Below are 26,242 nucleotides of genomic sequence, written 5' to 3' on the forward strand. Positions count from 1 at the left end.
GGACCGTCCCGGTCCTTTCACCTGGTGGCCGGCACCCGCCGGCCACCACCCGAGAAGGAAAGCCACACCATGAAACTCAACCGCACGGAAAAGGGCGTCTACGCGATCGCCCCGACGCCTTTCCTGGACAACGGAGAGATCGATTTCCCCTCCATTGACCGGCTCGTCGATTTTTACAAAGACGCCGGCGTTAACGGAATCACCGTCCTCGGAGCCCTGGGTGAAGCACCCAAACTCACCACCGAGGAAGCAGAAGCCGTCGCCGAACGCTTCATCAGCCGCTCGGACCTTCCTGTCATCGTTGGTGTTTCCGCACCCGGTTACGCCGCCATGGGAACACTGTCCGCGAAGGTGATGTCCCTCGGCGCCGCCGGCGTCATGATCGCCCCGCCGCCTTCGCTGCGCACCGACGATCAGATTGTGAACTATTACCGCGGGGCCGCTGAAGCCATCGGCAAGGACACCCCGTTTGTCATCCAGGACTTCCCCCTGACCTTCTCGGTCATCATGGCAACGGACGTCATCCGCAGGATCGCCGTGGAGAACGAAAACGCCGTCATGCTCAAGCACGAGGACTGGCCCGGACTGGAAAAGATCAGCCAGCTCCGTGCGCTGGAAGGGGGCGGCAATATTCCACACTTGTCCATCCTTTGCGGTTTCGGCGGGGCCTTCCTGGACTTCGAAGTCGAACGCGGTGCAAACGGTGCCATGACCGGATACTGCTTCCCCGAAATGCTTGTTGACGTGGTCCGCATGTCAGCAGAAGGCGACCGCGACCAGGCCCACGACCTCTTCGACGCCCATCTCCCGCTGATCCGCTACGAACAGCAGCCCGGCGCCGCCGGCCTGGCAGTGCGCAAATACATCCTGATGAGGCGCGGCGTTCTGACCTCCGACGCCCAGCGCAGCCCCGGCGCGAAACTGACCGAAACGGCCAAATCCGAAGTCGAATACCTCCTTACCCGGGTAGCAAGGCACGACCCCCGCGCCAAACTCGACGCCTGAACCCGAATAATGAAGCCCTGAAGCGCCGGTGTGAAACACGACCACCGGCGCTTCAGGCTGTCCAGGCTTATCCCTCGGCATAGCCTTGACGGATATTAGAGTGGAAGTAGCTTTCCGTGGATGCTATTTCTATCCAGGCACGGCGCGCTGGGCGCTGATGACACTTCCTAATAAAAGGGGCGAAGTATGGCTCAGCCGAGCACGAAGGTCTATGACGTGATCCGGAGCCGGATCATGTCCGGCACCTATGCGCCGGGACAGCATCTGGTCGAGACCGAGATCAGCCAGGAACTCAATGTCAGCCGGTCTCCGGTGCGGATGGCGCTCAAGCGCCTGACCCAGGAGAGCCTGGTAACCACCGAGTCCAACCGGGGCTCATTCGTAGCACAATGGACCCGCAGTGACATCAACGAAGTTTTTGATCTCCGGCAAATGCTGGAATCCCGGGCAGCGTCTCTTGCTGCCCAATCAGCCACACCAGAGGAAATCGCCCGGCTGCAGACCCTCGTGGATGAAATGAGGGAACTGGCGCAACGCCGGGCCGAGGGCTACCGTGACGACCTCCATCACAACAACCAAGCCTTTCACCTGCTCATTGTCTCCGCCGCCAGGTCACCGCGGCTGTTTCAGTTCGTCAGAACCCTCACCGATACATCCCTAACCCTGGGCACCTACTTCTACTACTCGGACGCAGACATCGACCGCAGCGTCCACTTCCATCAGGACCTTGCAAACGCCATCGCCAGCCGAAATTCGGCTGCCGCCGAAGCCCTGATGGCCGCCCACCTCTGCCTGGCCCATACAGCCTTCGAAACACGCCGCTTCGGCACTGATCAACAGAGTGCCTAACCCTGCCTGAACCGGCAGTAGATCGCCTCCGGTGATCCTCGCTGCACCTCCCACCAGCGGTGTCCTGGCCGACCGAACCCACGCAAGCCTTCAAGCTAACGCAGCACCCCGGCGGGCCCGGCGGGACCCATGAGGACAGCCCTGCTTCGTCCAGTTGCGATCAACGCCTCGATGGGGCCAGTGCGTCGAGCCAGAGCCCCTTGGCCAGGGCTGTCCTCAGCATTTTGAGCCCGACCGCATCACCGCACCAGCCGGAAAGAGGCGGGGGACAACGGGGCCCCTGACATCCATTCCACGGGCCGCCGCAGCGGTCCGTGAGCGACTCTGAAGTAGCAGAATTCATCGGTGGAAAAGCGCTGCGTACCGTCATCACTTCGTGCCCGTGGGACGGGCTCAGTGCCGAGGCCGACACGTTGGTTGCGACCAGTCCCAACCGAAGCTCGGTCCTGAAACCACGCGCCCCCACTCCGCCACGTAGCTCCTGCGCTGTTGCCCGGACCTGGGGGCCCTACAGGCTTCAAACCATTGCCGCCGGCCGTAGCGGTCGGCGGTCCTCCAGAGGGCGGAGGAGTTGGGCATCGCGTCTTCAACCACCCGGTTTTGAGCACCCGCCCGTGGAGGCGGACCTCCACCCAGGTGTTGATTAGCAGGCTCCACTCGGTGTGTTTGCGGGTGCTGCTCCATCCGGTGTCATGGCCGGGTTTTCCTGGTCCTGGGCAGGAAAGTGTCGGCGGCACACTCGCGCCGCTGTCGTTCCTGACGGTCGTTTTAGACTCGCATCGTCCAGCCTGTTGCGCTTAGCGTCCGCGGGTGAGGGCGGCGTATGAGGTGCGGATGTGGCCTTCCATCAGGGCACGGGCGCGGTGTTCGTCGCGCTGGGTGACGCCGTCCACGATGAGGCGGTGGTCCTGAAGGCTTCGGCGGAGTTCATCGGGTGTGTAGTACTGGAAGGAACCCGACATCAGGGGGCGAGGGCGAGGTCCTTGGCGATATTGAACAGCCGGGGTGATGCTGCTGATTCGAGGATAAGCAGGTGGACTTCGTGGTTAAGTTCCGCGATTTCGGGCCGGTATCCGTCCACCTGCTTCTCGGCGAGTGTGTCCATGCGGTCACACAGCCGGTTCAGTTCCTCAAGCTGGGAATCTGACCGGCTGTGTGCCGCACGGCCGGCGGCGTGGGATTCAAGGAGAGCCCGGAGGGAAATCACCTCCGCCGCGTCGACAGTGGTCCACTCCGCGACGAAGACGCCCCAGCGGGGGGAGACCACGACGACTCCTTCATCTGCGAGTTCCCACAGGACAGTCCGGATCGGGGTGCGGCTCAGAGCGTACTCGGCCCACAGCCCGCGCCCGGTGAGGTGGCTGCCGGGAGGGATCTCCTGTGGTGATTTTGGCACGCAGATCCTCCAAGACGTCCTGACGCTGCGTGTCCATCACCCTCCCCGGATTTGTCATGATCTCAGCGGACCACAATGCTTCCTGTCCGACAGCCTAGTCTCACGGCCGGGTCAGTCCGAGCAGGTCCAGGGTGGTGGCGCCTTCCCGGATGCGTGCCCGCATGTCTTCCTCCTTGAGCTCGCGGTGCTCGGCCGAGGCGAGGGCGGTGTCGATATCTGTAGCGGCTACCCGGACGAGCCCGTCGGCATCGCCGACGAGGATGTCACCGGGCTGGATCAGTACGCCGCCGACGGAGACGGGGACGTTGATCCGGCCTTTCTGGACTTTAGTGGTCTTGCGGATGCATACCCCGCGGGTGAAGACGGGGAAGCCGGAGGCGATGATTTCCTGGCTGTCGCGCACGGCGCCGTCGATGACCAGCCCTGCCAGTCCGCGTTCCTGGGCGGCGAGGGTCAGGACGTCTCCCCAGGGGCCGGCCTGGGTGTAGCCCTTGGCGTCGACGACGAGGATGTCGCCTTCACCGGCTTCCAGAAGCGCGAGGTGGATGAACCAGTTATCGGCCGGTTCCAGGTCCACGGTCACGACACGGCCGGCAATGCGCGACGTCGGGTCCAGGGGCTTGATGGCGGGGTCGAGCGCGTCGCGCTGGCCGTTGGCCTCGTAGACGGTGGCTGCTCCGAGCACGGCCAGACGGCTGAAGCGCTGGTCGGTTGTTTCTGCGATGGTCATTTTGAGTTATCTCCTGCGGTGATGAGCTCTGCCTCGGCGTCAGCCTTTTCTTCAGCGAAGCGGGCGGTGGCTTCTGCCTGGCGGACAAATTTCAGTCCGACGACCATTGCGGCCGCGATGAGGCAGGTGCCGCTTACGAGGGCCAGTCCCCAGTTGTTGTTGCCGGTGGAGTCCTTCAAGGCACCGAAGGCGAACGGGCCGACGAAGCCGCCGAGGTTGGCCACTGAGTTGATGGCCGCCAGCCCGACGGCTGCCGACTGTCCGGTGAGGAACAGCGAAGGCAGGGACCAGAACGGCCCGTAGGTGGCGTAAACGGCGACGGTGATGACCGTCAGCAGGACGATGGAGAGCATGAGGTTGTTCACGGCGAAGGGCATCAGCGCAAGCCCGACGCCGGCTGCGATCAGTGGGATGCCCACATGCCAGCGCCGTTCGCGCTTCTTGTCCGAGTGGCGGGCCCAGTAGACCATGACAATCGCGGCGATCCCGTAGGGGACGGCATTGATGTATCCCACGGCGGTGTTGCTGAGCTGGCTCGATGCCGCAGCGATGATCTGCGGCGTGAAAAACGCCAGGACGTAGACAGCCACGGACTTGCTGTAGTAAATCAGCGACAGGGCCAGGACACGGCCGCCGGCGAGGCTGCGCCAGAAGGAGACCTTGCCGTGGCGTTCGATCTTAGCCGCCTGTTCGGCCTGCAAAGTGGTTTCCAACCAGGTCTTTTCCTCGGCGGTCAGCCACTTGGCCTTGGCAGGGGAATCAACGAGGACGAAGAGAGTCACCACGGCCAGGATCAGGGCCGGCCCGCCTTCAAGAATGAAGACCCAGCGCCAGCTGTCCATTCCCAGCCATTGGACGTTGTCCAGGATGAGGCCGGACAAGGGTGCGGCGATGACGGTCGCCAGCGGCAGGGCGACCATGAAGAGCGCAACGACGCGGGCACGTTCACGTTCCGGGAACCAGAACGACAGGTACAGGATCACGCAGGGGAAGAAGCCCGCTTCGGCGATGCCGAGAAGAGTCCGTGCAATGGCCAGCTGGGTGAAGTCCTGGACGAAGCCGCTGGCGATTGCGACGATGCCCCACGAAACCAGGATGCGGGCGATCCAGCGGCGGGCGCCGACTTTGCGCATGAGGATGTTGCTGGGTACTTCAAACAGGAAGTATCCGATGGAGAAGAGCCCTGCTGCGAGTCCGAACTGGGCGGTGGTGATGCCGAGGTCAGCGTTCATTTCCTTGGCGACAAAACCGACGTTGGCCCGGTCGATGAAAGCGATGATGTACAGGATGACGAGCAGGGGCAAGATGCGGAATTTGATCTTGCGGACGGTTGCGTCTCCGACGCGTGGGCGGGTTGCGGCGGCGCTCATGCCGACACCTCCTGGGGGGTAGTGGCAGAAGTGGCTTGGAGTGCCAGCGTGTCCAGCCAGTCGAGGGAAGCCTCAAAGGTAGGGCCGTCCGGTCCGCCGGTGCTGGCACGGTTCTGGGCGGTTGCGGCGTACTTTCCCGCGACATGTCCGGTCAGTTCCGAGGGGTAGCCGGCACGGTCCAGCTGCGCTGCGGCCTCGAGGACTTCGGCGTGGCGGCGGACCGCGTGCACCGGATGGGTTGCGACCATGCTCTTGAGCAGATCCGTAAACGGGGCCTGGTCCACATCGCCGAGCACGGCGTAGAGCTGGTCCAGAACACCGTATGCCCGTGCGGCCGGGAGCGCCTCAATGGCTAGGGCCTCAAGGCCCTTCATGATCACCGAGCGGAGCAGCTTCACCGTCACAGCATCCCCAGGCGCGCTGTCCGGAAGGAAACGGACTGGAGCACCGGCAGCACGGAGCAGTCCTTCGACGACGTTGTTGGGTGTGCCCGCGTAAAGAAGGGGCGTGCGAGCCCCGCTGAGGGCGACAGCTCCGGTGATCGCGATGTCGATGTAGCCGATGCCTGCAGCATCGGCCCGGGCAGCGGATTCCCGCTTGGCCTGGGCTGCGGCCGTCGTCATATCCACGATTGTCGCACCCGGGTTCAGGTGCCGCACCAGTGAATCGGTCACGAGGGGCAGGACAGAGCCCGGAACGCAGACCAGGACAAGATCCTGATCAGCAATCCATTCCGAGATCTCAGGCCGGATAGCCGTCCCGGAGCTTTGGGACCAGCTCACAGCCGCAGCAGGGGGCTGCGGGTCCGAGAGCGAAACAGTGTGGGCGCTGTTGGCGGTGAGCGCCTCAGCCCAGCACAGGCCAACCTGGCCAGAACCAATAATTGTGGTTTTCAAAGACAGACTCCTTTGTCGCAGTGTCTGTGATCCAGAATACAACTTAAGTACAATTTGGCAAGAGCCGGGCATAAATTGGCGTATATGGCAGTGAACTGTACGCTGGTTGTACCCGGCGGATGCTGCAGGCCACCTCTGAAGTGACGCGAACTAAGTCCTCAGCGATGCCGCAAGAAGGAGATTTCAGCCATGACGTACAAGCAACATTGCCTAGCCATATTCCCGGAGGCGGCCATCCTGGGCACCGCGAAAGTAAGGGGCAACTGAGTATGGGAGGCCGCTTCCTCGTAACGACAGCCATCCCAGAACCCGGCCTTCAACTCCTCAGCAACGCAGGCCAAGTAACCGTCTTGCCCGAACGCCCGGATCACAGGAAACTTTCCTCACTATGCGCCTCAGGTAAGTTCGACGTCGTTCTCACACAGTTGAGCGACGTACTCGATGCACCACTTTTGGCTGGAGCCAGGGTCCAAGGTGTATCCAATTTTGCTGTTGGGTACAACAACGTTGACATCGAGGCCGCCACGCGCCATGGAATCATCGTTGCCAATACACCCGGTGTGCTAACGGACGCAACGGCAGACGTCGCGATGCTGCTGATTCTCGGCACCGCCCGCCGTGTCACGGAGGCAGACCGATTCGTCCGCGAGGGCCGCTTCCACGGCTGGGAGCCCGAGCTCTTACTGGGTCGCGACGTCTCCGGAAGCGTCCTGGGACTGGCCGGTTTCGGCAGGATTGCCCGCGCTACCGCCAAGCGGGCCCTCGGTTTCGGTATGCAGGTGACGTTCTCTCCCCGACCTCCGGGCGAACGTCTCGTCAGCGATGAGGAACTCGGCGAATTCGCGGGCAAAGTGCGCCAGGTGCCATGGAGTGAGCTCGTGCAGCGCAGCGACTTCCTGTCTCTGCATGTACCGCTGTCAGAACAGACAATGCATCTGGTCGATGCCGGTGTACTGCGCCAGATGAAACAGGACGCAATCCTGATCAACACCGCCCGAGGGCCGGTCGTAGATGAGGCCGCGCTCGTGCATGCGCTGCGGGAGGGCGTCATCGCGGGGGCAGGCTTGGATGTATTCGAGAACGAACCGCGGCTGGCCTCAGGCCTAGCGGAATTGACCAACACTGTCTTGCTGCCTCACCTCGGCAGCGCTACCGTACCGGTCCGTGCAGAGATGGCACGGCTGAGCGCTCTTAACGCGATCGCCATTGCCGAAGGCCGCATGCCACCGCACCCCGTCAATCCCGAGGCTTTGTCATGACCACCCTTGTGGCCCCCGACAGCTTCAAAAAAACCTACTCTGCGCTGCAGATCGCAGAGGCTATCAGCTGAGGCTTTAGGGCGGCGTCTCCAGTCGCGGTCGAGCTATTTCGAGGCAGATTTGGTGTCGGGCGCGACGCCGTTCTGCATGCTGTCGGCTTCGAAGGAAACTGGAGAGCGCAGATGCCGTCACAGTAGTGAAGGGAGACCGACCCGCAGGCAGCGGAACAACCCGCTCTACCAGGTGGGGGCACGGGACTACAGCGCTGCTGACGGAAGATTCCTCTCGCCCGACCCAGCCGGCATCCCAGGCCTCGGATACACCTACACTGCAGGCAACCCCATGGCTGGCATCGATCCCACGGGTCTGAGCGAACAGGACTGGCGCGAAATCGTCAACCAAATATCGAACGGCGTAGCAATGGTCGCCGGTGGAGTTGCCCTGGTCTGCACCGTCGCCGTGGTCTGCGCCCCCCCTTGCCCCCGCCGCGGGCGTTGTCTCCCTTGCAGCATCAGGAGTAGCTATCCTCACGCGACGTGGACATCGGATGGTGCCCCCGGGGGAAGCATTTCCTCGAAAGCGACGCCGATGCTGCGGACTTCTGTGATGGTCATTGATGCAGCGGCGGCGATGGTACGCGGGGGAACGCCGTCCCAGATCGCTTCGGCTATTTGTTCATTTCTTCGGACGGTGGTGGCCCTGATGGCGGCAAGGGCCTGGGAGAGTACCTGGCGGTTCGATTGCAGGGCCTTTTCGATGTTGTCTTTGGTTCCTTCTTCGGGCGCTGCAGTTCTGGCTGATTTTCCCCGGTATTGGTAGCCGCCGCGGGGACTTGTGGGAGGAACGGGGAGGCTTGGTGTCCCTTCCCGGGCAGCTGGCGGGTGCAGTCTCATGCTGGCCGCGCAGGAATGGGTGCTTGTCGTTCGGGCTGGAGCGCGGAGGTTGTCATGCGGTAGCTGAGGTGACCCTCGAGTTCCCGGGGTTCGACCCATACCTCGTATCCTTCTGCCGCTTCAAACAAGGTCCGGTTGTGGAATTCGTCTGCGGCAAGCCATAGGCAGGATGAGTCGGGCATGGCATCATCGACGAACCCTGATCGGTGGACCTCGTGGTTTTTCCGGATCTCTACGAATGCCCCTATGAGTTGGCTCCAGTTGTCATGGCGGTAGGCAGTCATACTTCTCTCTTTGTTGTCGGCTGGCGTGCCCAAGGGGCGTTGTCACCGCGTGCACGCCAGCGGAGTATTTCAGGCGTCCCGGAGCGGTTCGTGGGCCCGGTCGGTGACGGTGCTGACGGCCAGGAGGGTACCGAGTGCGGTAGCGACCGCGTAGAACGCCGGCATGTAGACGTTCCCGGTGGTGTTGATCAGCCAGGTCAGCAGCAGGGGAGCGGTGCCGCCGAAGATGGCGGTGGAGATGTTGTAGCCGAGCCCGTAGGCGGAGTAGCGGACCCTGGTGGGGAAGAGTTCGATGATCATCACGTGCATGACCCCGGTGTGTCCGGCGAAGATGATAGCCATGATCGTCGCGCCCAGGATGGCGAGGGGAAGGGAACCTGTGGCGATGAGGGCATAGCAGGGGATACCCGCAATGGCCATGCCGACGGAGGCTCCGATGAGGACCTTCTTACGTCCGATCCGGTCCGAGAGGCGTCCTGCGAACGGGATTGCGATGCAGATGGCGACCAGGCTTGTTCCCGTGACGAGGAGGCCCTGGGCTACGGGGAACTTCAGCGAGCTGGCCATGAAAGCGGGCATGTAGCTGAAGAGTACATAGTAGCCTGCGCCGTTCATCAGGGGGATGAAGAGGGCTAGCAGCATGGCGCGGCGGTGCTCGGCGGAGGAGAAGGCTTCCTTGAGGGGGTTGTTGGAGAGCCCGCCTTCTTCCTTCAGCTTGACGAAGTTGGGGGTGTCTTTGATGGCCTTGCGGATGTACCAGCCGATGACGCCCATGGGGATGGCGAGCAGGAATGGGATACGCCAGCCCCAGTCGTTCACTGCTGCGACCGGGAGGACCTGGTACATGATGTAGGCGACGGCAGTGCCGGTGAAGAGGGCGAGGAAGGATGCGAGCTGGGCGTAGCTGGTGATTTGGCCGCGTTTGCCTTCGGGGGCGTATTCGGCAAGGAAGGTCAGAGCACCGGATGTTTCGCCGCCAACCGAGAAGCCCTGGGCGAGGCGCAGTGCGATGAGCAGCACTGGGGCTGCGACTCCGATGGCTGCGTAGGTGGGAAGCAGACCGATGCCGGCAGTGGCGACACTGATCAGCATGATGCTGAAGACGAGCATTTTCTGGCGCCCGATTTTGTCTCCGAGGTACCCGCAGACGATGGCGCCGAGGGGCCGTACGAGGAACGAGACGGCGTAGCCGGCGAAGACGAGCAGGAGGGCGTCGGACGGTTTCTGGGCCTGCATGAAGACCAGCGCGAGGGTGGTGGCCATAAAGCCGAAGATGCCGTTGTCGTAGAGTTCGACGAACACACCGACGCAGCCTGCGGTGACGACCTTGCGTACTTGTCGGGGATCCAGATGGGTATGGTCCGTGGTGGGCGTTATTTGGGTCATGTCTGTTTTCCGTTCTGGGGATCTGATGAGTCAGGCGGCGTCTCGGCCATACCTGTCCAGGCTGTGGAAGATGGCTGTGATGGTTTCTTCGAGGGCGTCAAGGCGTCGCCGTTCAGCGCGATACGTGGCTACAGCCGTTTCCACGGGGACTTCGCGGAAGCGGACTTTGTTGCCGGGTCGGACCTGGGCGAGGGCGGAGAGCCCGGTCAGAGTCGTGACGGCCAAGACCGGGTAGCCGGCTGTCACGCCCCGCCCGCGATGAAGAATGAGCAGTTCGCTGCCGGTGGGGACTTCGATCGCCCCGACAGGGACTCCGCGAGAAAGCATTTCTCCTGACGTTTGTTTCTGCGGAAGGTTGCCGGTGAGGCGGAGCCCGATGGTGTTGCTCCTTTCGGTCATCGTGAACTCGCTGGTGTAGAGGTTGGAGGCTGTGTGCCCGAAGTCGGCAACGTCGGGTCCTTCAGTGACGTCGATGAGCGTGGTTTCCGTGTAGACAGGGGTCTCGAAGCCGGGACGGAACAGCGGGTGGACATAGATCGGGTGTTCGACGGGCGGATGGTGGGCTGGGAGGGTGATTTCGTCACCCGCCGAAAGGATCGTCCCGAACCCGAGGACGGGGTCGGGGGCGGCGCTTCCCATATAGGTATCCACGTCGAAGGAGCCGTGGATGGCGAGGTAGACCCGGAGCCCATTGCGGATGTTGCGGATCTCGATACGCTCTCCGGCGCGGACGGACACCGGAAGCCACTGCGGGCAGGCGAGTCCGTTGACGGTAAGGTCGGCTGGTGAGCCGGTGACGGTGATGAGCGTATCGACACCGGGGGTGGCAGCGAAGTCCATCGCCGTGATTTCGATCAGCGCGGCGCTCTGCTCGTTCCTTGCCAGGATGTTCGCCGCACGGAAAGAGAGATGATCCATGGCCCCGTTGGCGGGCAGCCCGTACCGGGCGCCCTGGGGTCGCCCCAGGTCCTGGACGCAGGCCAGGGCAGCCTTATGGATCTTCAAGGTCTTAGGCATGGTCAGCCTTCAGCCTGGTGCCGGCGAACTCGTTCCATCTGCTTCCGTCAATAGGTTCAAAGATGAACCGGTCACCGGGTTTGTAGGGGGTCAGCGTGGCTCCGGTGGGGTCCACAATTTCCACCGGGGTTTGGCCTATCAGGGGCCAGCCGGAGGGCGCCTGCAGGGCGATGATGATCGCCTGCTTGCCGGCGATGGCCACAGACCGGGAAGGAACCTTGGTGCGTGGTTCCCCAAGGCGCGCCACCGGGGCCGGCAGGTCAGGGCCGTCCATCATGGGCGATCCGGCGGGGGAACCGAAGCACCGCACGACGTAGGGGGACTCCGAGTGCCGCCGGATCAGCTCGGACGATGTGATGCCAAGCTGTGCGGCGACGAGATCCAGGTCGGGGCCGTAGCTTCCGCCGTAGACGACGGGTACCCGGAAGGTGCTGGGCCGGGATCCGAAGTCGCTTCCGGACAACGAGGACTCAATCATCCGCACAGTGTGTTTAAGTGAGGAATGCGTGGTGGTGACCGGATCGAATTCAACCAGGACGGAGTCGTAGGTCGGGGCGAGACCTGTCAGGCCCGGAATGTGGCAGGAATCCAGCGCTTCGGTGAGGGCGTGGACCCGCTTCCAGACGGCGATCTTGTCGGCGCCGCTGACAATTGCCCTCAGGGCGGAGTCGCCGGCATCGACCACGGTGAATGTTGGAGAGAAGAGCATGTCAGGCCACCTTGGTGTGGAGGATTTCAGCGACCGGTGCGAGTCGGACACCCGCCTGCAGAAGGGCCTCACGGGTCTTGCGGGCTACCTCGATGGAGTCGGGGTTGTCGCCGTGCAGGAGGATGCTGTCACACTGAATCGGGATGGGCCTGCCGTGAATGGAGTCGATGATCCCCTCGGTCACCATTCTTACGGTCCGTGCCGCGATGAGGTCGGGATCGTGCAGAACCGCATTCTCCTTAGAGCGGGAGACCAAGGTGCCATCATCCTCATAGTTGCGGTCCGCAATGCCAAAGATGGCCAATGGCAGGCCCCGCTGTCTCGCCAAATCGGCGAGTTCGCCTTCCTGGGCCAGGAAGATGATGTCAGGGTGAACTGTGGTGGCTGCGTCGATAACCGCCCTGGCGTAGTCTGCCCGCGTCACAACAAGGTTTCCCAGAGCGCCGTGCGGGGTGACGTGCTGGATCCTCATTCCGTGCGCGGCAGTGAAAGCCGAGAGGGCGCCGATCTGGTACATGACGTCCAGTCGGACCTCCTCTTCGGTGAGTGCCATCGCCCGCCGTCCGAAACCGTGCCGGTCCGGAAAGCTGGGATGGGCTCCGACCGCCACGCCGCGGCGCCTACATGCTGCGACGGTCCTGTCCATTACCTGGGGATCGCCGGCGTGGAACCCGCAGGCAACGTTGGCTGACGTGAGGACGCCAAGGAGCGCCTCATCGTCGCCGAGCGTATAGGCGCCGAAACTTTCTCCGACGTCTGCGACAAGATCCAAAGTCTGTGTCACTGTGCTTCTCCTCATCAGTTGTAAGGTTGCCTGCTCGGTTCCTGTCAGCTTAAAGCTGGGGGACGGCTACTTCATCGCGCTTCACGATGGCAGTCTTGCGGCCCTTTCGGAGCCGGTTTTCGACAGTGACTGCGAGCTGGGACAGAGCGAAATTGATGGCAATCATCACCGCCGCGACGACGAGGAGGGCCGGGATGTAGTTGGAGTACGCGGACCCTGCCTGGACGCCCTGGCGGACGGCTTCGACGTACGTGATCTGGTAGCCAAGTGCGGTGTCCTTCAGTGCAACGACGAGTTGGGACACAATCGGGGGGAGCATAGCGGTGATGGCCTGGGGGAGCAGGATTATCCGCATCATTTGTCCGCCGCTGAGACCCAGCGCCATTGAGGCTTCGCTTTGACCCCGGGGGAGGGAGTGGACGCCGGCACGGACGATTTCGGCGATCACTGCGCCGTTGCAGAGGGTGAGGCCGGTGACGACGGCTGCCATCGCCATCTGCGTTGAGGGGAACAGTGCATAGTTGGCGAACACTTGGAAGCAGAAGATCATGAGGATCAGCAGGGGCATGGCCCGGAAGAACTCCACGACGGCGGCGCAGCTGTAGCTGACGGCTTTGACCTGGGACATGCGTCCGACACCGAGCAGGATTCCCAAGACCGTGGCGAGGACGACGGCGAGACCGGCGGCCTGCAAAGTACCGACCACACCGGGCAGCAGGTAGGTGCGCCACATATCAGCGGTCAGGAAGGGCTGCCATTTTTCCGGGGCGAGCTGCCCCTTTGCCTGCAATGCGGACACGATCCAGAGGATTCCGGCGATGACTCCCGCGAGGCAGATGCCGCTGATGATGACATTCAGCGCCTTGCCCCGGGGGCCCGGCTCGTCGTACAGGGTTTTGAGTGCGGGCTGGGTGCTCATGATCGTACCGCCAGTTTCTTGCTGAGGAATCCGAAGACGGCTCCGGCGGGAATCGTCAGGCACATGAACCCGAGGGCGAAGATGAGGCCGACGACGATCAGGGCCGAGGTGTTTTCGATGACTTCCTTCATCAGCAGCGATGCTTCCGCGACGCCGATGACCGAGGCCACGGTGGTGTTTTTGATCAGTGCGATCATGATGCTGCCAAGTGGTGCGATGACGGCGCGGAAGGCCTGGGGGAGCACGATGTAGCAGAGCCCCTGGGTGAAGCCAAGGCCCAGTGACCGGGCGGCTTCGGACTGCCCGACCGCGACGGTGTTCACACCGGCCCGGATGGCTTCGCACACAAACGTTGCTGTGTAGGTGCTGAAAGCCAGGACCGCGAGGCGGAAGGAACTATCCGTGATGGAAGTAGGGGAGTTGGGGTCCACGAGGGTGATGCCCAGCTGCTGCGCGAGTCCGAAGGAAGCGAACAGTACGACCAGAGTCAACGGGGTGTTCCTGACAATGTTGACGTAGCCGGTGGCAACGGTGCGCAGTGCCCATACGGGGGACACGCGCATCGCTGCGAGGATGGTGCCAAGCACGAGTGCCCCCACGGCCGAGAGACCGGCGAGCTGGATCGTGCGTATGAACGCGGTGATCAGCTGGTCACCATATTCTGTGAGTATTTCCATGGGTTATCTTCCGGAATCCGTAGGGGCGGCTCGGCTGCTGCTTAGTACCTGTTGACGGTCGGAGGTGTCGGCATCGCGTAGCCGGAGGGGCCGAGGTTCTTTTCGAATGCCTTGGCCCAGGAGCCGTCCTTGATCATTTCCTCGACGGCGTCGTTGATCTTGTTCCGCCCTTCGGTGTCGTCCTTCTTCACGCCGATGCCGTAGGAGTCCTTGGTGAAAGGCTGGCCGACGATCTTGAGGTTGCCCTTGTTGACGGCGGCATAGCCGGCCAGGACACTGTCATCGGTCGTCATGGCATCAATGGCTCCTGCCTTGAGTGCCTCGACGCATGCGGAGTTGGTGTCGTATTCCTGGAGCTGGACGTCCTTGGCGTAGTTCTTCTTGATGTTCTGGGCCGGTGTGGAACCTGCCACGGAGCAGAGCTTCTTGCCACCGCTGAGGGATTCAGGGCCTGTGATCGCGGTTTCGTCTGCACGGACCAGCAAGGACTGGCCGACTGTCATGTACGGTCCGGCGAAACCGACTTTTTCCTTGCGGGCGTCGTTGATGGTGTAGGCGGCGACCACGTAGTCGACCTGGCCGTTCTGGATCAGGTTCTCGCGCTGCGGCGTCGGCGCTTCAAGCCAGGTGATGTTGGATTCCTGGACGCCGAGCTCGCCGGCAACGTACTTCGCGACATCGACGTCGAAGCCGCTGAAGGAGCCGTCCGGGTTCTTCTGGCTGATGCCGGGACGGTCAAAGGCGATGCCGACGGTGAGTTTGCCGGCTTTGGCATCCGCTATCAGGCCCTTGGTCTCGCTGCCTGCGGCTGAACCGCAGCCGGTAGCGGCGGCGGCGAGGATGAGGGCGAGGGCCGGGGCTGCAATAAGTGCTTTGAGCTTCATTTGGGAAATCACTTTTCTCTTGCGGGGAAGTTCCCGGGTTAGTGGCTGAGGATCTTGCTCAGGAAGTCCTGGGCGCGGGAGGTCGCGGGGTTGGAGAAGAACTCGTCGGGTGTGGTGTCTTCGAGGATCTGGCCGTCGGCCATGAAAACGACACGATCGGCAGCCCGGCGGGCGAAGCCCATTTCGTGCGTAACGACGAGCATGGTCATGCCGCCTTTTGCCAGTGAGGTCATGACTTCCAGGACTTCAGTCACCATCTCGGGGTCCAGCGCCGAGGTGGGTTCGTCGAAGAGCATCACCTTGGGTTCCATGGCCAAGGCGCGGGCTATGGCGACGCGTTGCTGCTGTCCGCCGGAGAGCTGGGCCGGCAACTTGTCCGCTTGGTTGGCGATGCCCACCCGTTCAAGCAGGACCATGGCGCGGTCACGGGCTTTTGTCTTGGAGAGCCTGCGCACCTTTTGTGGTGCGAGCATCACGTTCTCGAGGATTGTTTTGTGCGCGAAGAGGTTGAAGGATTGGAAGACCATGCCGACGTCGGCCCGATACCTGGTTAGGGCCTTGCCTTCGGCAGGCAGGGGCTGTCCATCGACGGCGATGGTCCCTTTGTCGGTGGTTTCAAGCCGGTTGATGGTCCGGCAGAGGGTGGACTTTCCCGACCCGGAGGGGCCGAGGACAACGACGACCTGGCCGCGCGTGACTTCGAGGTTGATGTCCCGCAAAACATGCAGGGGACCGAAGTGTTTGTTCACTCCCTGCATGGAGATCATGGTCGGCACGGTAGAAGTCTCATCTTCCGGAATCAGGGCCGTTGCCGGGTTCTGGGAGGAAGCCATGGTTACCATCCGTAGCGCTGAAGAATCGGGAGCAGACCAAGAAGTTCCGCGGTGGAGGCCCCCTCGTCCAGAATCCGCCGCCGGAACTCCTCCTCCTTGGCCTCGCGCTCTTCCGCTTTGCGTAGCGAGTCAAGAACGTCAGCGGCCTTGACGACGACAAGTCCGTCGCGGTCTCCAATGATGATGTCGCCTCGGTCTACCAGAGTCCCTGCGAGATTGATGGTCCCGCCGATCTGGCCGGGGTCCACCTTGGTGGTTCCGCGGATGGAGATGCCACGGGAGAAGACCGGGAAGCCGGCGTCGATGATGGCCTCGGAGTCACGGACGGAACCGTCAATAACGAGTCCGGCAATTCCGGCCTGCTGCGCGGCGAGGGTCAGTACATCACCCCAGGGGCCGGCGTCAGTGAACCCTTTGGCGTCCACGATCAGGACGTCGCCCGGGCAGGCCATCAACACGGCCTGGTGGAACATGAGGTTGTCCCCGGGTGTCGTGCTCACGGTGAGGGCGGTCCCCACCAGCTTCATCGCCGGGTCCAGAGGCCGGATTTCCGAGGCAACGGATCCACGCTGTCCCTGCGCTTCGTAGACGGTCGCGGTGCCGAGCTTCAGCAGCCGCTGCAGATCTGCGTCAGTAAAGTCCGAGGGCGTGGTCGCTGCCTGGCTTGTGTGTTCTTGAGTCTGGGTCATTGGGATCGGCGGGACGCCTGGTCTCCTTCGGGATGGTGGTGTTGGCCGGGGGCTTGTGAGAGACGGGATGCGGTTACGGGTGTCCCGGCCCGGGAGGGGAGGCTGGCCGGCGCCGGATGCTGGACCGCCTCGTGGCGAATTGTTCTCCTGAGCTCGACGAGCGATCTGCGCTTCATCCTGGGGCCTGTCTCCTAATAGTTGAGGTTCCCGCGAACCCCGCACTTCCTTGTGCCTTGCATCACACTAAAACACATTGAGAGCGGAGTCGCAAGTACGAGTCTGCTCGCAAAATTCGGCCGGGTCAACGCCGGATCTCAGGATTTACGCGGTCGTAACAGGATGGTCGCAGTCGTGTAATGCGCGGGATACAGCGGTTTTGATCGGCGCTCTTGTGAACTTGCGACCGATGTCTTACTTTGGATTGGACACCTACTATTTTCGGAGCCATCGTGAACCTATACAGGCCGTCAGCAGCCATCTCTCGCGTCACAGCCGCTTCCCTGCGCCCTACCGGGGCCGCTGCTCCGGAGGGCGCGGTCTCCCTTTCAATGGGCGAACCGGACTTTGCAACGCCCCGGGAGATCATCGACGCCGCCGTCGAAGCCCTCCATGACGGCTGGACGCACTACGGAAACCTCAACGGAGACCCTGAACTTCGCCAATGCATCGCAGACCTGGTCTCTGCCGAATCTGGGCGACATGTCGGACCGGAGGCAGTTCTGGTCTCCCATGGCGGAGCCGCCGCCATCACTGCAACAATTTTGGCCACAGTGAACCCCGGGGAAAAGGTAGTCATCCCCGAACCCACGTACTCCCTCTACCCGGACGCGGTGAGGCTTGCCGGCGGGGAACCGGTGTTTGTGCCTACCCGCGCGGACAACCAGTTGGATGTGCCGGCTCTGTTGGCCGAGGCCCAAGGCGCGCGCCTGATTACGCTCTGCAACCCGGTGAACCCCACCGGCGCAGTCTTCAGCCAGGCATCGTTGGAGGAGCTTGCCGAGGGGCTTCGGGGGACCGATACCTTGGTCCTGGTTGATGAGGCGTACGCCCACATGGTCTACGACGAAGGCTTCGTTTCCGCACTGGCGATCCCCGCCCTGCAGGAACGTCTGGTGTACTGCCAGACCCTGTCTAAGACCTATGCCATGACCGGCTGGCGGATGGGCTATGTCGTAGCCCCGGACGGGATCGTTGAATCGATCAGAGCGGTGCACCGCACCATGAACAGCTCCGTTAACGCCGCCGCCCAGCGGGCTTCCCTCAAGGCCCTCCAGCTTGGACCCGGCATCTCCTCGGAAATGCTCGCGGCCTACCGGGAACGCAGGAACTATGTGGTGGAACGCCTCAAGAACATCTCCGGAGTGGAATTCACCGAACCCACCGGAGCGTTCTACGCGTTCTTCCGCTACCCTCAGGCGCTCCCCGCCACCGTGATGCTCAACAGGCTCAAGGACCACGGCGTCGTCCTGCGCGCCGGAAGTGAGTACGGCCCATCCGGTGAAGGGCACCTGAGGCTGTCGTTCGCCGCGGACCTCGATACCCTAAAGATTGCCCTTGATCGCATCGAACAAGGCATTTTGAAGATACAGGGGTGACTATCCTGGCTACCGGACAGCTCAACGGGACGGCAGTGCGCGGCCGCCGGGACACGGTACGCAACAAACGCCGGCTGCTCAACGCTGCCGGAGAACTGCTGCGGGAAGACGCCAAGAATGCTTCCATGCCCGCAATCGCGGAAAAAGCCCAGCTTTCGGTTGCCACCGCCTACCGGTACTTTCCCACCCTGGAAGAACTGCACAGCGCCTACCTGCACAGCGTTCTGGTCAACCTGCGGGATTACACCCTGGCCTCGCCCCTGCACGGAACCGCACTGTTCGAAGATGTCGTTGCCCGCTGGGTAAAACTCCTCGAAACCTACGGCCCTGCCATGATCCAGGTCCGCTCCAAGGAAGGCTTCCTCACACGCCTCCACGCTGAGGATGAAGTCATCCGCACCGTCCATGACGCCTGGGAGCGGCCCATCCGCGAGGTCCTCCGGGAACTTGGCGTACCCGAGGAACGCTTCGACTTCGCACTCATGTTCTACAACGCCCTGTTCGACCCCCGGGAGATCAACGATCTGCTGCACAACCGTGGCGGGCTTTCCAACGACGAGGCAATCCACACCCTTGTCCAGGCATACTACGGATCTCTTAGGGGCATGGCTGCGGGCTGATCCTGCTGCTCCGTAGCTCTGCCCAGACCACGGAAGTCAGGCCTGGAGACTGCGATATGTCCACCCATTGGGCTGCCGACCTGTGGCCAGCCATCACCGTAACGCCGGGAAGCAAGTTGCGGTGCTCGCCTTTGCGGGACCGGCGTACATGCCGTGGACGGAGCGACTTCCATGACAACCGACCTCAGGCGTTCAGACGCCTACATTCCATCAGCAATGAGGAGAAAAAATGACAGGAATCATTGTCGTCGGCGTAGACGACAGCGAAACCGCACAAGCCGCTGCCGAGTCGGCACGCGACATAGCTTTGGCCCTCGGAAGTGCCCTGCATGTGCTCACTGCCTTCGACAATGACCGAACCGAGGTTTTTGGCAACGGAAGTGATCGGAGGATTGTCATCGGAGCAGACGACGCCGAGGAAGTTGCCCGCAACGTAGCGGATCGCCTGCGCAAAGGAAGCCTCCGGATTGAGCACTTCGCCGTGAAGGGAACCCCCGCCCACGCACTGATCAAGCAAGCCGAAACCTACCGTGCCCGGATGATCGTGGTGGGCAACAAGCGCATGCAAGGCCTGGGCCGTGTCCTTGGGAGCGTCGCCAGCCACGTCGCCCACCATGCGCCGTGTGACGTACTCATCGCCAAAACCGACGACGTTCACTCGCCTCAAAGCTGACGTCATGGACAACACGGTCATCTTTTACGACCCGCTTTCCGGGCAGGAGGGTACGCGGCCTGCCGCGCTGCGGAACCCCGCGGCACTCCCAGGTCAACCAGGCGGCACAGCGGGACCGCCCAGCTGTCAGGACGAGCAAAGGCTCTGAGCCAGGTCAGCAAAGACTTGGCAGACCCTTCCTACCAAACGGGCTACCAAACGAGACCCTTCTGGAACAGCATGAAATTGAGAGTGCCGGGTTGGGTAGCACGTGGAGTGAATTCCGTGCCGCTGCGGGCGAAATCAAGAAAGCTGGCTACGCCGTTACCAAGGGAGAGTTTCGATCCAGGCGTATACAGCGTCGCCGCACCTATCCTCACCGGCCAGAGGACATCTCTCGGAAGCGTGGGCGTCGCATGGGCCCTCACAGCCATCGCAGCCTTCGTCGTCCTCGGACCGGTTCCTGCAAACGAAAATCGGGGGCGCAGCCCGCTGCCAGCAGATTCCTAGGACTCTTCCACTAAGAAACGTCCAGCAGCCTTTGGTGCGAGCTCCGGAGGTTTGCTGAATACCAATGATCGCTCGCTGCAACCGTTCAGCGCCGAGAAATACCCGTTTGAGACATCTCCCCGCTGACTATGACTGGCAGCGGGACCTGTTGATGTGGGACAGCTGCGCTTGACACAACTTCCGGCGTGCCGACCACGCGTTGCTTCTTACGCGGGAATCCCGGCCATCAGCACGCCGGGTAGGGCATCGGGAGCCAGCTCTGCGAGGACGCCTCGGATGTACTGTTCGGCCGGTTCATCGGTGGCGCCGTAGACGTCAATGAATGTTGAGCGAGCCCGGGCAAGTGGCCATGAGGGGGACAGGAGTTCGTAGGGCATTCCAGGGTCATCCCAGGGAAAGGCCCGCCATTCATCCATGGTCTCGATGCGAATCCGGAATGCCTCGCGGACATCATTGGCCGGCTGGCGGAGTCTTTCCAGACGGCTCTCGTTTCTCTTCGTGAAGTCGACGTACCGAGCCGGCAGCTCCTCGGTACTTAGGAGTGTTGGTCGCCGTCCTTCCAGCGCGGCGTCCTCCACACGGAAAGCCATGAAGTCATCCACCCCATATCCCTGGGCAGTTTCCGTCACCTGGGCGACCCGATCCCTCGGAGAGAACCACAGCGCTCCGTATGCGGGCGCGAAACCGAGCCATTTCAACCTCGCACGGAAGGCCTCCCTGATTTCCCGGTCGGTCTCGGGCACGGAGAAGGCCACTGCAGTCCAGTGGTGATCCCACGAAAGGCCCGGATCGCCAAAGCCTGTGACCTGCTGGTGGCCCACGACCAGGCGTTCCCGTGCTGCCGCCGTAAACCGGTAGCGGGAGGCGCGGCCGCCGCCGTCGTTCTCAAGGACACCGCGAGCGGCGAGCCTGCTGAGTGCTGTGGTCACCGCCGACCGGCTCAGGCCCACATCCTCGGCGAGTTTCACCACCACTCGGGCGGGAAGCCACAGGTCTGTCTTTCGCCAAAATTCAGCGAGCATCGTCACCAGGACGTGCTGGCTGGCATTTCCGCGCTGCGGTCGCGGGAAGTCCACTGCCGCAGGTCCGGGGCCTTGTTCTCCTCTGTTCCGCACAGTCCTAGTTTCACCCATCTCAAACAACTTTGCACTTTTATTGACGTGCGCACGTTTTAACGCAACCATAGTTTCCGGAGTGACCCCCGCCACTACGCTGGTTCTGACATCGACGTTCGGACCGGTCAGGCACCCTCCGCCCATTCCTCAGTAACTATCAGGAGATCCGCAATGACCGCAGGTCCCACGAGCACCGTCCCCGCTGTAGCGGCGCCCACCGGCCAACATGCCCGGAAGGCCGCCGTTGCCAGCTTTGTCGGCAGCACGCTTGAGTACTACGACTTCTTCATCTATGGCGCCGCCTCCGCGCTTGTCTTCAACAAGATCTTTTTTCCCGGGATCGACCCAGCACTCGGTCAGATCCTGTCCATGGCCACCATCGGCATCGGCTACGTGGTGCGCCCCCTCGCCGCGGGCTTCATCGGCCACTTCGGCGACCGCATCGGCCGCAAGCAGATGCTCGTCTTCACGCTGGTCGCCATGGGTCTGGCCACGTTCCTAATCGGATGCCTTCCACCCACTGCTGCCATTGGTGCAGCGGCCCCGGTGCTGCTGGTGCTGTTGCGCGTGGTGCAGGGAATCTCCGCCGCTGGTGAATCAGTGGGCGCGGTGACGATCTCCCTTGAACACGCACCTGCCAACCGGCGCGCGTTCTTCGCGAGCTGGGTCAATACAGGAGCAGCAGCGGGCATCACGCTGGCCTCGATCGCTTTCCTGCTCGTGTCACTGATGCCCCAGGACCAGCTGCTTTCCTGGGGATGGCGCATCCCGTTCCTGGCGAGCATCCTCGTGGCCGTTACCGGCTTCATCATCCGCCGCCGGCTTCCCGAGGCAGAGGTCTTCGAGCACGAGATCGAGACCAAGGAAGCGCTTGAACTTCCCGTCAAAGTCGTGGTCCGTGACCACTGGCGCACAGTCCTCAAGGTAATTGCCTTCGGCGTCTGGGCGGTGGTGTCGTCGATCTTCTCCGCGTTCAGCCTCTCCTACGCCGCAAAAGAGCAACTGGTTCCAGCCAGCGTCATGCTTGCCGTCACCATCCTCACCGCTGCGCTGAGTGTTGGAATCCAGCCGCTCTTTGGAATCCTTGCTGACCGCATTGGCCGCAAGCCTGTCTTCATTACCGGGAACCTGACATGCGCCGCAGCTATTTTTGCCTATTTTTGGGCCGTTTCAAGCTCAAACATCCCGCTCGTGTTTGTCAGCGGCATTCTGCTCATGTCTGTCGGCTATGCCATGGTCAATCCGCTCGGACCAGCTATGGTCGCCGAGATGTTCGAGACCCGGATCCGCTACTCGGGCGCGGCCATTTCCTCCCAGCTGGGCCTCATCCTGACCGGTTTTGCACCCACAATTGCGGCAGCAATCGTCCGTCCCGGCCCCGGTGGTTGGATGCCGGTTGCCATCTTCACGGCATCCTGCTGCCTCGTGTCGGCCTTCATCGCCCTCGTGTTCGTCCGGGAGACGTACCGCACGGCCACCGAAGACCTGGGCAAGAAAGCCGGTGCCGTGTGAAGCACCAGGTTCTCATTGAGTCCGATGTCGAAACGCGGCTAAGTGACGGCACAGTCCTCCGCTCAACCGTGTACCGCCCGGCCAGCAAAGGGCAGTTCCCCGTCCTTCTCACCCGTACTCCCTACGGGCGTGACCTCGCCGTCAACTCCGCATACTTCAACCCACCCACAGTCGCCGCCAGCGGTTTCGTCGTCATACTTCAGGATGTTCGTGGCCGCCACGGCTCGGACGGCACCTTCAGGCCTGCCGAGCATGAAGCCAACGATGGCGCGGAAACCGTTGAATGGGCGGCGAGTCTGCCGTACTCCTCCGGTCGGGTCGGGATGTGGGGCCGCTCCTACTTCGCCGAGACGCAATGGCGGGCCGCCCGCCGGCGACCCCAGGGCCTCGCGGCCTTGGCCTCAGGCATCTGCGCCGCGGGAAACGCTGACAACGGCGCACTCTTCCGAGGAGGAGCCTTCGAACTGGGAACACGCCTCTCCTGGGGGCACAGCTCCATCGCCATCGAAGAGATTCACCGGGAATGCGCGGGCGATCCGGGCCGGCTTGCCCGTGAACTTGACGTCTGGAACGAACTGGACGCTGGGTTCGCCGACGGCGCAGCCTATGCCACCCTTCCGGTCAACGAACTCAAGTCCAGGGCCAACGGATTCCTGCAGTCCGTGATCCTCCCATCAGCCAGTGAAGATCCCGGCGGGGAACTCTCCCAGGCATGGGACTGGCCCACCTCCGAACCAGTCCCGTATCCCACGCTTCACATCGGCGGATGGTTCGATATCTTCCTCCCCAACACCCTGGCCCAGTACCGCAGCCAACTCCAGGCATCCCGCACGAATTCGGCGCCCCGTCCACACCTCATCCTGGGCCCGTGGAGCCACACAAACTTCAGCGCAATCTTCCCGGACACAGCTTTCGGTGCCCTGGCCTCATCAGCGGCCGTCAACGGGCACGGGGATCTATCCTCCATCCATGCCAGCTGGTTCCACCACGTACTCAATGAAGGCCCAGAACCAGAGGTTCCGCCCGCACTGGTTTACTTCATGGGTGAGAACCAATGGCGGGCCTTCGACGAGCTACCTGCTCCGGACACCCGCATGGACCTTTTCCTTGGCGAACAGGGCTCCCTGCAGAAGGCGCCAGGGACACAGAGGGTGGAGGAGTACTCCTATGACCCCCTCAATCCTGTTCCCACAACAGGCGGGGCCACCATGCACATGGGGGCAGACCCCGCCGGCCCAGCAGAACAAAGCGCAGTGGAAAACCGCGACGACGTTCTCATCTTCACCACGTCCCCTCTGGAAGAACCGCTCACGGTCGTCGGTGATATCACCGCCACATTGTTCGCGGCCTCAAGCGCAGTGGACACGGACTTCGTTGTCCGGCTGTGCCGGGTCACCCCGGACGGACAATCCATAGGGCTTGCCGACGGCGTCGTCCGGGCTTCGTGGCGGGATGCCTGTGCAGATGACGGCGTCTTCCATGCAGGACCGCCGAAACGTCCACTCACCCCAGGCCAGGCAGAGGAGTTCCACATCAACCTTTGGTCCACCGCCTGCACATTCCAGCCCGGCGACAGCATCAGGATCCAGATAACCTCCAGTTGCCATCCCCGCTGGGACAGAAACCTCAACACCGGCGCCCGCGCCGCGGACTCCTCCGAGACAGTTGTTGCCCACCAGCACATCTTCCTCGGCGGCGGCACACCCAGCCGTATCAACCTTGGAATCCTCACGGACAACGCTAGCCAGGCCTAAACCGCCAGCACCAAGGGCCAGCGCCACCCACAACAGACAATGCAGACCGACAGTGGCCCAACAAAACCAACCGGGGATGGGGCTAAGACCCCGTCCCCGGTTCGTTCCGTTCACACACCCCTGGACCCTTTGAACCATCAGACCCCATTGGTCCTCGCCCGCGCTCACGGGCCAAGCGGCCGCGCCGTGTGGCTGCTGGAAAGAAAAACGCCACGAATAGTGGGCAAGATCAGCCCCTTTGCAGGCGCTCCCCCGCCTATTTCTAAAACGCCGATAATAATGATTCTGTAAAGCTGTCGGGTAGGGGATGTTTTGCACACCTGCTTACGAAGACGTCGCGCTCTGAAACCGCGCGTTTCAGTTGCGTGCCTGCACGATAGGGTGGATGGCGAAACGCGGCTAGATAGCGCTTGGCCCCAGTTTCGTCCCAAATCCTGCAGTTCAACCTTGAAGTTGACCGGGAACACCGCGACTTGGCCGCTTGCCGGTCGGCAGGACCTAGCCTCGCGGGGTGGTCCCGAACCTGTGGCGGGATTCCGGAAGGAGCGTCAAGAATCGATGTAAGACAGCGCCATGAGCGATCTGTGGCGCGCTCGGCAGTCTCCAAGCCGGGGATCGACTATGGCAGTGGCCGACGTCAGCTAGTCCTCAACGACTTCCCACTCGCCAACAGTAAACACGCCCATCCTAACTCCGGCCATGGAAGAAGGCTTCGGAAACACGACCTCGTTTTCAGCACGAGCAATCTGCCGCTGGAACCCAATGCGGCCTTCTCCGCTGGTCTTGGCGTCCCGCATGTAGACCGCAGCCTTTTCGCATTCTTCTCCCTTGCCGTAGACGACCAACTCGCCGGCCACACTGACATTGTAAAAATCGAAAGACTTCTTTCGACTTCCTGGCGGCACTGTGGCAGCCAGCCTGCCTCCGTGGTCAACGGTCGCTGAACCAAAGGAGAACGACGGGCCTCCGCCGGACTCCTGACCAACGTGCAAGGTGCCCCCGTCATGTACATGCACGCCCCAAGCGCTTACTCTTCCACCGCTACTCTCAAGGCTCAGATTTAGGGAACCGTGAATTTGAGCATTGGTTAGATCGATTCTGCCCCCCAGCTGAGCCATGAAGCTGTTATCGCCGAAGAAGCGAGCCTCAGAAAGTATTAAAATCTCGAATCTGTTCTCCCATGTACGTATGCCCTCCAACCGAGCTCCTGAAAGATCAATGCTGAGGTCACTCCAGGAACGAGTTTGGTCGCCGTCAACCCGCGTATGCTTCAAAATCTCCGCGATGATGGCACGTTTTACGACTTCTTCATCTGGCCTAACAATTTCCTGACCTGTTTCCGAAACGGCAGACTGCGAAAGTCTCAGGTAAGCGCAGAGGACGTCAACACATTGCTGTCGTTGATCGATCCAGTCATCCGCCAGCCGGGACATTGCGTAGACTCCCGCCAGCACCACCGCCTGCTTCTCATGACCGAGTTGTTCGGCTGCGTCTTGATACCGCTGTGCCAGATGTTGACTGTCCTCTCGGCGACCGGAGGCTTCTTGGACCTTTTGCTTCCTATATGCGTAGACAATTGCAAAAACCCCGGCCAGAACTCCTGCTGCAGTAGCTCCCGCTCGAGTAATGTCGAACAGCCGCTCAGGCTCTACCGAACCCAATTGGGGCGCCCAGGGTGTTACCTCGTATCCCGATAACCTAGCGAGTCCTACGAACAGCAACCAGAAGGCGCCCATCGCCGCAACGAGAGAGGTTAAAAGCATCGGCAAGAACTTGGGCATTCTTGGGGCGTGTCGCCCGTTGGGTGCCACGTCCACTTCTTCAGAAAGGCGATGGATCTGACGCCTCACCCAGCCCTGTTTATTGGGAGAAATCATCAGCTGAATCTATCACCGTGATGGGTC

Annotated in this window: 25 protein-coding genes and 1 pseudogene; 9 read left to right on the forward strand and 17 right to left on the reverse strand. The window is 62.2% G+C overall.

What is annotated here, in order from left to right:
* The first annotated feature begins 69 nt into the window (after positions 1-69).
* Entirely contained in the window at positions 70-1,005 is a 936-nt protein-coding gene (locus ACFRAH_RS06705) for a dihydrodipicolinate synthase family protein (protein WP_377990129.1), read from the forward strand.
* A 186-nt stretch (positions 1,006-1,191) separates the two neighbouring features.
* The gene (locus tag ACFRAH_RS06710) at positions 1,192-1,854 is read left to right on the forward strand and encodes a GntR family transcriptional regulator (protein ID WP_377990130.1); all 663 of its coding nucleotides are present in this window, start codon (positions 1,192-1,194) and stop codon (positions 1,852-1,854) included.
* A 797-nt stretch (positions 1,855-2,651) separates the two neighbouring features.
* Here the strand turns inward: ACFRAH_RS06710 and ACFRAH_RS06715 are convergent.
* The 5 genes from ACFRAH_RS06715 to ACFRAH_RS06735 all read right to left on the reverse strand — a co-directional run bounded on the left by ACFRAH_RS06715 (position 2,652) and on the right by ACFRAH_RS06735 (position 6,246).
* The gene (locus ACFRAH_RS06715; RefSeq protein ID WP_377990131.1) at positions 2,652-2,816 is read right to left on the reverse strand and encodes an FCD domain-containing protein; all 165 of its coding nucleotides are present in this window, start codon (positions 2,814-2,816) and stop codon (positions 2,652-2,654) included.
* The gene (locus ACFRAH_RS06720; protein ID WP_377990132.1) at positions 2,816-3,250 is read right to left on the reverse strand and encodes a GntR family transcriptional regulator; all 435 of its coding nucleotides are present in this window, start codon (positions 3,248-3,250) and stop codon (positions 2,816-2,818) included. The genes ACFRAH_RS06715 and ACFRAH_RS06720 overlap by 1 nt, the downstream gene beginning before the upstream one ends.
* A gap of 100 nt (positions 3,251-3,350) precedes the next feature.
* Positions 3,351-3,980 carry an RraA family protein gene (locus tag ACFRAH_RS06725; protein ID WP_377990133.1) on the reverse strand — a complete coding sequence of 210 codons (630 nt, stop codon included), beginning with the start codon at positions 3,978-3,980 and terminating at the stop codon, positions 3,351-3,353.
* Positions 3,977-5,350, reverse strand: a complete 1,374-nt coding sequence (locus ACFRAH_RS06730) for an MFS transporter (protein WP_377990134.1) — start codon at positions 5,348-5,350, stop codon at positions 3,977-3,979. The genes ACFRAH_RS06725 and ACFRAH_RS06730 overlap by 4 nt, the downstream gene beginning before the upstream one ends.
* A complete protein-coding gene (locus ACFRAH_RS06735; protein WP_377990135.1) occupies positions 5,347-6,246 on the reverse strand; it encodes an NAD(P)-binding domain-containing protein in 900 nt (299 codons plus the stop codon). Before ACFRAH_RS06735 ends, ACFRAH_RS06730 begins: the two co-directional genes overlap by 4 nt.
* A gap of 269 nt (positions 6,247-6,515) precedes the next feature.
* On the opposite strand from ACFRAH_RS06735, the gene ACFRAH_RS06740 reads away from it, so the two are divergent.
* Entirely contained in the window at positions 6,516-7,505 is a 990-nt protein-coding gene (locus tag ACFRAH_RS06740) for a 2-hydroxyacid dehydrogenase (protein ID WP_377990294.1), read from the forward strand.
* A gap of 147 nt (positions 7,506-7,652) precedes the next feature.
* Positions 7,653-7,862: pseudogene (locus ACFRAH_RS06745) on the forward strand (RHS repeat-associated core domain-containing protein); the annotation flags it as partial.
* A gap of 170 nt (positions 7,863-8,032) precedes the next feature.
* On the opposite strand, the gene ACFRAH_RS06750 reads toward ACFRAH_RS06745, so the two are convergent.
* From ACFRAH_RS06750 to ACFRAH_RS06795, 10 genes are all read right to left on the reverse strand, one after another.
* Positions 8,033-8,398, reverse strand: a complete 366-nt coding sequence (locus ACFRAH_RS06750; RefSeq protein WP_377990301.1) for a hypothetical protein — start codon at positions 8,396-8,398, stop codon at positions 8,033-8,035.
* 353 nt (positions 8,399-8,751) lie between these two features.
* Positions 8,752-10,068 carry an MFS transporter gene (locus tag ACFRAH_RS06755; RefSeq protein WP_377990136.1) on the reverse strand — a complete coding sequence of 439 codons (1,317 nt, stop codon included), beginning with the start codon at positions 10,066-10,068 and terminating at the stop codon, positions 8,752-8,754.
* Positions 10,069-10,098: 30 nt separating this feature from the next.
* The gene (locus ACFRAH_RS06760) at positions 10,099-11,085 is read right to left on the reverse strand and encodes a biotin-dependent carboxyltransferase family protein (RefSeq protein ID WP_377990137.1); all 987 of its coding nucleotides are present in this window, start codon (positions 11,083-11,085) and stop codon (positions 10,099-10,101) included.
* Positions 11,078-11,794: an allophanate hydrolase subunit 1 gene (locus ACFRAH_RS06765; RefSeq protein WP_377990138.1), complete on the reverse strand. Its 717-nt coding sequence runs from the start codon at positions 11,792-11,794 to the stop codon at positions 11,078-11,080. The genes ACFRAH_RS06760 and ACFRAH_RS06765 overlap by 8 nt, the downstream gene beginning before the upstream one ends.
* Before the next feature lies 1 nt (position 11,795).
* Positions 11,796-12,578, reverse strand: a complete 783-nt coding sequence (locus ACFRAH_RS06770) for a LamB/YcsF family protein (RefSeq protein ID WP_377990139.1) — start codon at positions 12,576-12,578, stop codon at positions 11,796-11,798.
* A 49-nt stretch (positions 12,579-12,627) separates the two neighbouring features.
* On the reverse strand, positions 12,628-13,497 hold the full coding sequence (locus ACFRAH_RS06775) for an amino acid ABC transporter permease (protein ID WP_377990140.1): 870 nt from the start codon (positions 13,495-13,497) through the stop codon (positions 12,628-12,630).
* Positions 13,494-14,174: an amino acid ABC transporter permease gene (locus tag ACFRAH_RS06780; RefSeq protein WP_377990141.1), complete on the reverse strand. Its 681-nt coding sequence runs from the start codon at positions 14,172-14,174 to the stop codon at positions 13,494-13,496. The genes ACFRAH_RS06775 and ACFRAH_RS06780 overlap by 4 nt, the downstream gene beginning before the upstream one ends.
* Before the next feature lie 41 nt (positions 14,175-14,215).
* The gene (locus ACFRAH_RS06785) at positions 14,216-15,058 is read right to left on the reverse strand and encodes a glutamate ABC transporter substrate-binding protein (protein WP_377990142.1); all 843 of its coding nucleotides are present in this window, start codon (positions 15,056-15,058) and stop codon (positions 14,216-14,218) included.
* A gap of 38 nt (positions 15,059-15,096) precedes the next feature.
* Positions 15,097-15,825 (reverse strand): amino acid ABC transporter ATP-binding protein, encoded by a 729-nt coding sequence (locus tag ACFRAH_RS06790; protein WP_377990295.1) that lies wholly within the window; start codon positions 15,823-15,825, stop codon positions 15,097-15,099.
* A gap of 68 nt (positions 15,826-15,893) precedes the next feature.
* Positions 15,894-16,580: an RraA family protein gene (locus tag ACFRAH_RS06795; RefSeq protein ID WP_377990143.1), complete on the reverse strand. Its 687-nt coding sequence runs from the start codon at positions 16,578-16,580 to the stop codon at positions 15,894-15,896.
* A gap of 548 nt (positions 16,581-17,128) precedes the next feature.
* Here ACFRAH_RS06795 and ACFRAH_RS06800 point away from each other — a divergent pair.
* The 3 genes from ACFRAH_RS06800 (at position 17,129) to ACFRAH_RS06810 (ending at position 19,468) form a co-directional block, all read left to right on the forward strand.
* A complete protein-coding gene (locus ACFRAH_RS06800; RefSeq protein ID WP_377990144.1) occupies positions 17,129-18,175 on the forward strand; it encodes a pyridoxal phosphate-dependent aminotransferase in 1,047 nt (348 codons plus the stop codon).
* On the forward strand, positions 18,172-18,795 hold the full coding sequence (locus ACFRAH_RS06805) for a TetR/AcrR family transcriptional regulator (RefSeq protein WP_377990145.1): 624 nt from the start codon (positions 18,172-18,174) through the stop codon (positions 18,793-18,795). Before ACFRAH_RS06800 ends, ACFRAH_RS06805 begins: the two co-directional genes overlap by 4 nt.
* Positions 18,796-19,024: 229 nt before the next feature.
* Positions 19,025-19,468 (forward strand): universal stress protein, encoded by a 444-nt coding sequence (locus ACFRAH_RS06810; RefSeq protein WP_377990146.1) that lies wholly within the window; start codon positions 19,025-19,027, stop codon positions 19,466-19,468.
* A 695-nt stretch (positions 19,469-20,163) separates the two neighbouring features.
* Here the strand turns inward: ACFRAH_RS06810 and ACFRAH_RS06815 are convergent.
* The gene (locus ACFRAH_RS06815; protein ID WP_377990147.1) at positions 20,164-21,033 is read right to left on the reverse strand and encodes a PaaX family transcriptional regulator C-terminal domain-containing protein; all 870 of its coding nucleotides are present in this window, start codon (positions 21,031-21,033) and stop codon (positions 20,164-20,166) included.
* 210 nt (positions 21,034-21,243) lie between these two features.
* Between ACFRAH_RS06815 and ACFRAH_RS06820 the strand changes: the two genes are divergently transcribed.
* Entirely contained in the window at positions 21,244-22,584 is a 1,341-nt protein-coding gene (locus ACFRAH_RS06820; RefSeq protein WP_377990148.1) for an MFS transporter, read from the forward strand.
* Entirely contained in the window at positions 22,581-24,338 is a 1,758-nt protein-coding gene (locus ACFRAH_RS06825; protein ID WP_377990149.1) for a CocE/NonD family hydrolase, read from the forward strand. The genes ACFRAH_RS06820 and ACFRAH_RS06825 overlap by 4 nt, the downstream gene beginning before the upstream one ends.
* Positions 24,339-24,979: 641 nt before the next feature.
* Here ACFRAH_RS06825 and ACFRAH_RS06830 read toward each other — a convergent pair.
* Positions 24,980-26,215, reverse strand: a complete 1,236-nt coding sequence (locus ACFRAH_RS06830; RefSeq protein WP_377990150.1) for a hypothetical protein — start codon at positions 26,213-26,215, stop codon at positions 24,980-24,982.
* Positions 26,216-26,242 lie beyond the last annotated feature (27 nt).

Source organism: Arthrobacter sp. NPDC056727 (genome assembly GCF_042790555.1).
GTDB lineage: Bacteria > Actinomycetota > Actinomycetes > Actinomycetales > Micrococcaceae > Arthrobacter.

Excerpts from the sequence above, each read along its gene's own strand:
- ACFRAH_RS06715 (WP_377990131.1), bottom strand. The coding sequence starts at position 2,816 with ATGTCGGGTTCCTTCCAGTACTACACACCCGATGAACTCCGCCGAAGC.
- ACFRAH_RS06710 (WP_377990130.1), top strand. The coding sequence starts at position 1,192 with ATGGCTCAGCCGAGCACGAAGGTCTATGACGTGATCCGGAGCCGGATC.
- ACFRAH_RS06785 (WP_377990142.1), bottom strand. The coding sequence starts at position 15,058 with ATGAAGCTCAAAGCACTTATTGCAGCCCCGGCCCTCGCCCTCATCCTC.
- ACFRAH_RS06820 (WP_377990148.1), top strand. The coding sequence starts at position 21,244 with ATGACCGCAGGTCCCACGAGCACCGTCCCCGCTGTAGCGGCGCCCACC.
- ACFRAH_RS06800 (WP_377990144.1), top strand. The coding sequence starts at position 17,129 with ATGGGCGAACCGGACTTTGCAACGCCCCGGGAGATCATCGACGCCGCC.
- ACFRAH_RS06775 (WP_377990140.1), bottom strand. The coding sequence starts at position 13,497 with ATGAGCACCCAGCCCGCACTCAAAACCCTGTACGACGAGCCGGGCCCC.
- ACFRAH_RS06740 (WP_377990294.1), top strand. The coding sequence starts at position 6,516 with ATGGGAGGCCGCTTCCTCGTAACGACAGCCATCCCAGAACCCGGCCTT.
- ACFRAH_RS06795 (WP_377990143.1), bottom strand. The coding sequence starts at position 16,580 with ATGACCCAGACTCAAGAACACACAAGCCAGGCAGCGACCACGCCCTCG.
- ACFRAH_RS06780 (WP_377990141.1), bottom strand. The coding sequence starts at position 14,174 with ATGGAAATACTCACAGAATATGGTGACCAGCTGATCACCGCGTTCATA.
- ACFRAH_RS06830 (WP_377990150.1), bottom strand. The coding sequence starts at position 26,215 with ATGATTTCTCCCAATAAACAGGGCTGGGTGAGGCGTCAGATCCATCGC.
- ACFRAH_RS06810 (WP_377990146.1), top strand. The coding sequence starts at position 19,025 with ATGACAGGAATCATTGTCGTCGGCGTAGACGACAGCGAAACCGCACAA.
- ACFRAH_RS06755 (WP_377990136.1), bottom strand. The coding sequence starts at position 10,068 with ATGACCCAAATAACGCCCACCACGGACCATACCCATCTGGATCCCCGA.
- ACFRAH_RS06705 (WP_377990129.1), top strand. The coding sequence starts at position 70 with ATGAAACTCAACCGCACGGAAAAGGGCGTCTACGCGATCGCCCCGACG.
- ACFRAH_RS06725 (WP_377990133.1), bottom strand. The coding sequence starts at position 3,980 with ATGACCATCGCAGAAACAACCGACCAGCGCTTCAGCCGTCTGGCCGTG.
- ACFRAH_RS06790 (WP_377990295.1), bottom strand. The coding sequence starts at position 15,825 with ATGATCTCCATGCAGGGAGTGAACAAACACTTCGGTCCCCTGCATGTT.
- ACFRAH_RS06750 (WP_377990301.1), bottom strand. The coding sequence starts at position 8,398 with ATGAGACTGCACCCGCCAGCTGCCCGGGAAGGGACACCAAGCCTCCCC.
- ACFRAH_RS06765 (WP_377990138.1), bottom strand. The coding sequence starts at position 11,794 with ATGCTCTTCTCTCCAACATTCACCGTGGTCGATGCCGGCGACTCCGCC.
- ACFRAH_RS06760 (WP_377990137.1), bottom strand. The coding sequence starts at position 11,085 with ATGCCTAAGACCTTGAAGATCCATAAGGCTGCCCTGGCCTGCGTCCAG.
- ACFRAH_RS06730 (WP_377990134.1), bottom strand. The coding sequence starts at position 5,350 with ATGAGCGCCGCCGCAACCCGCCCACGCGTCGGAGACGCAACCGTCCGC.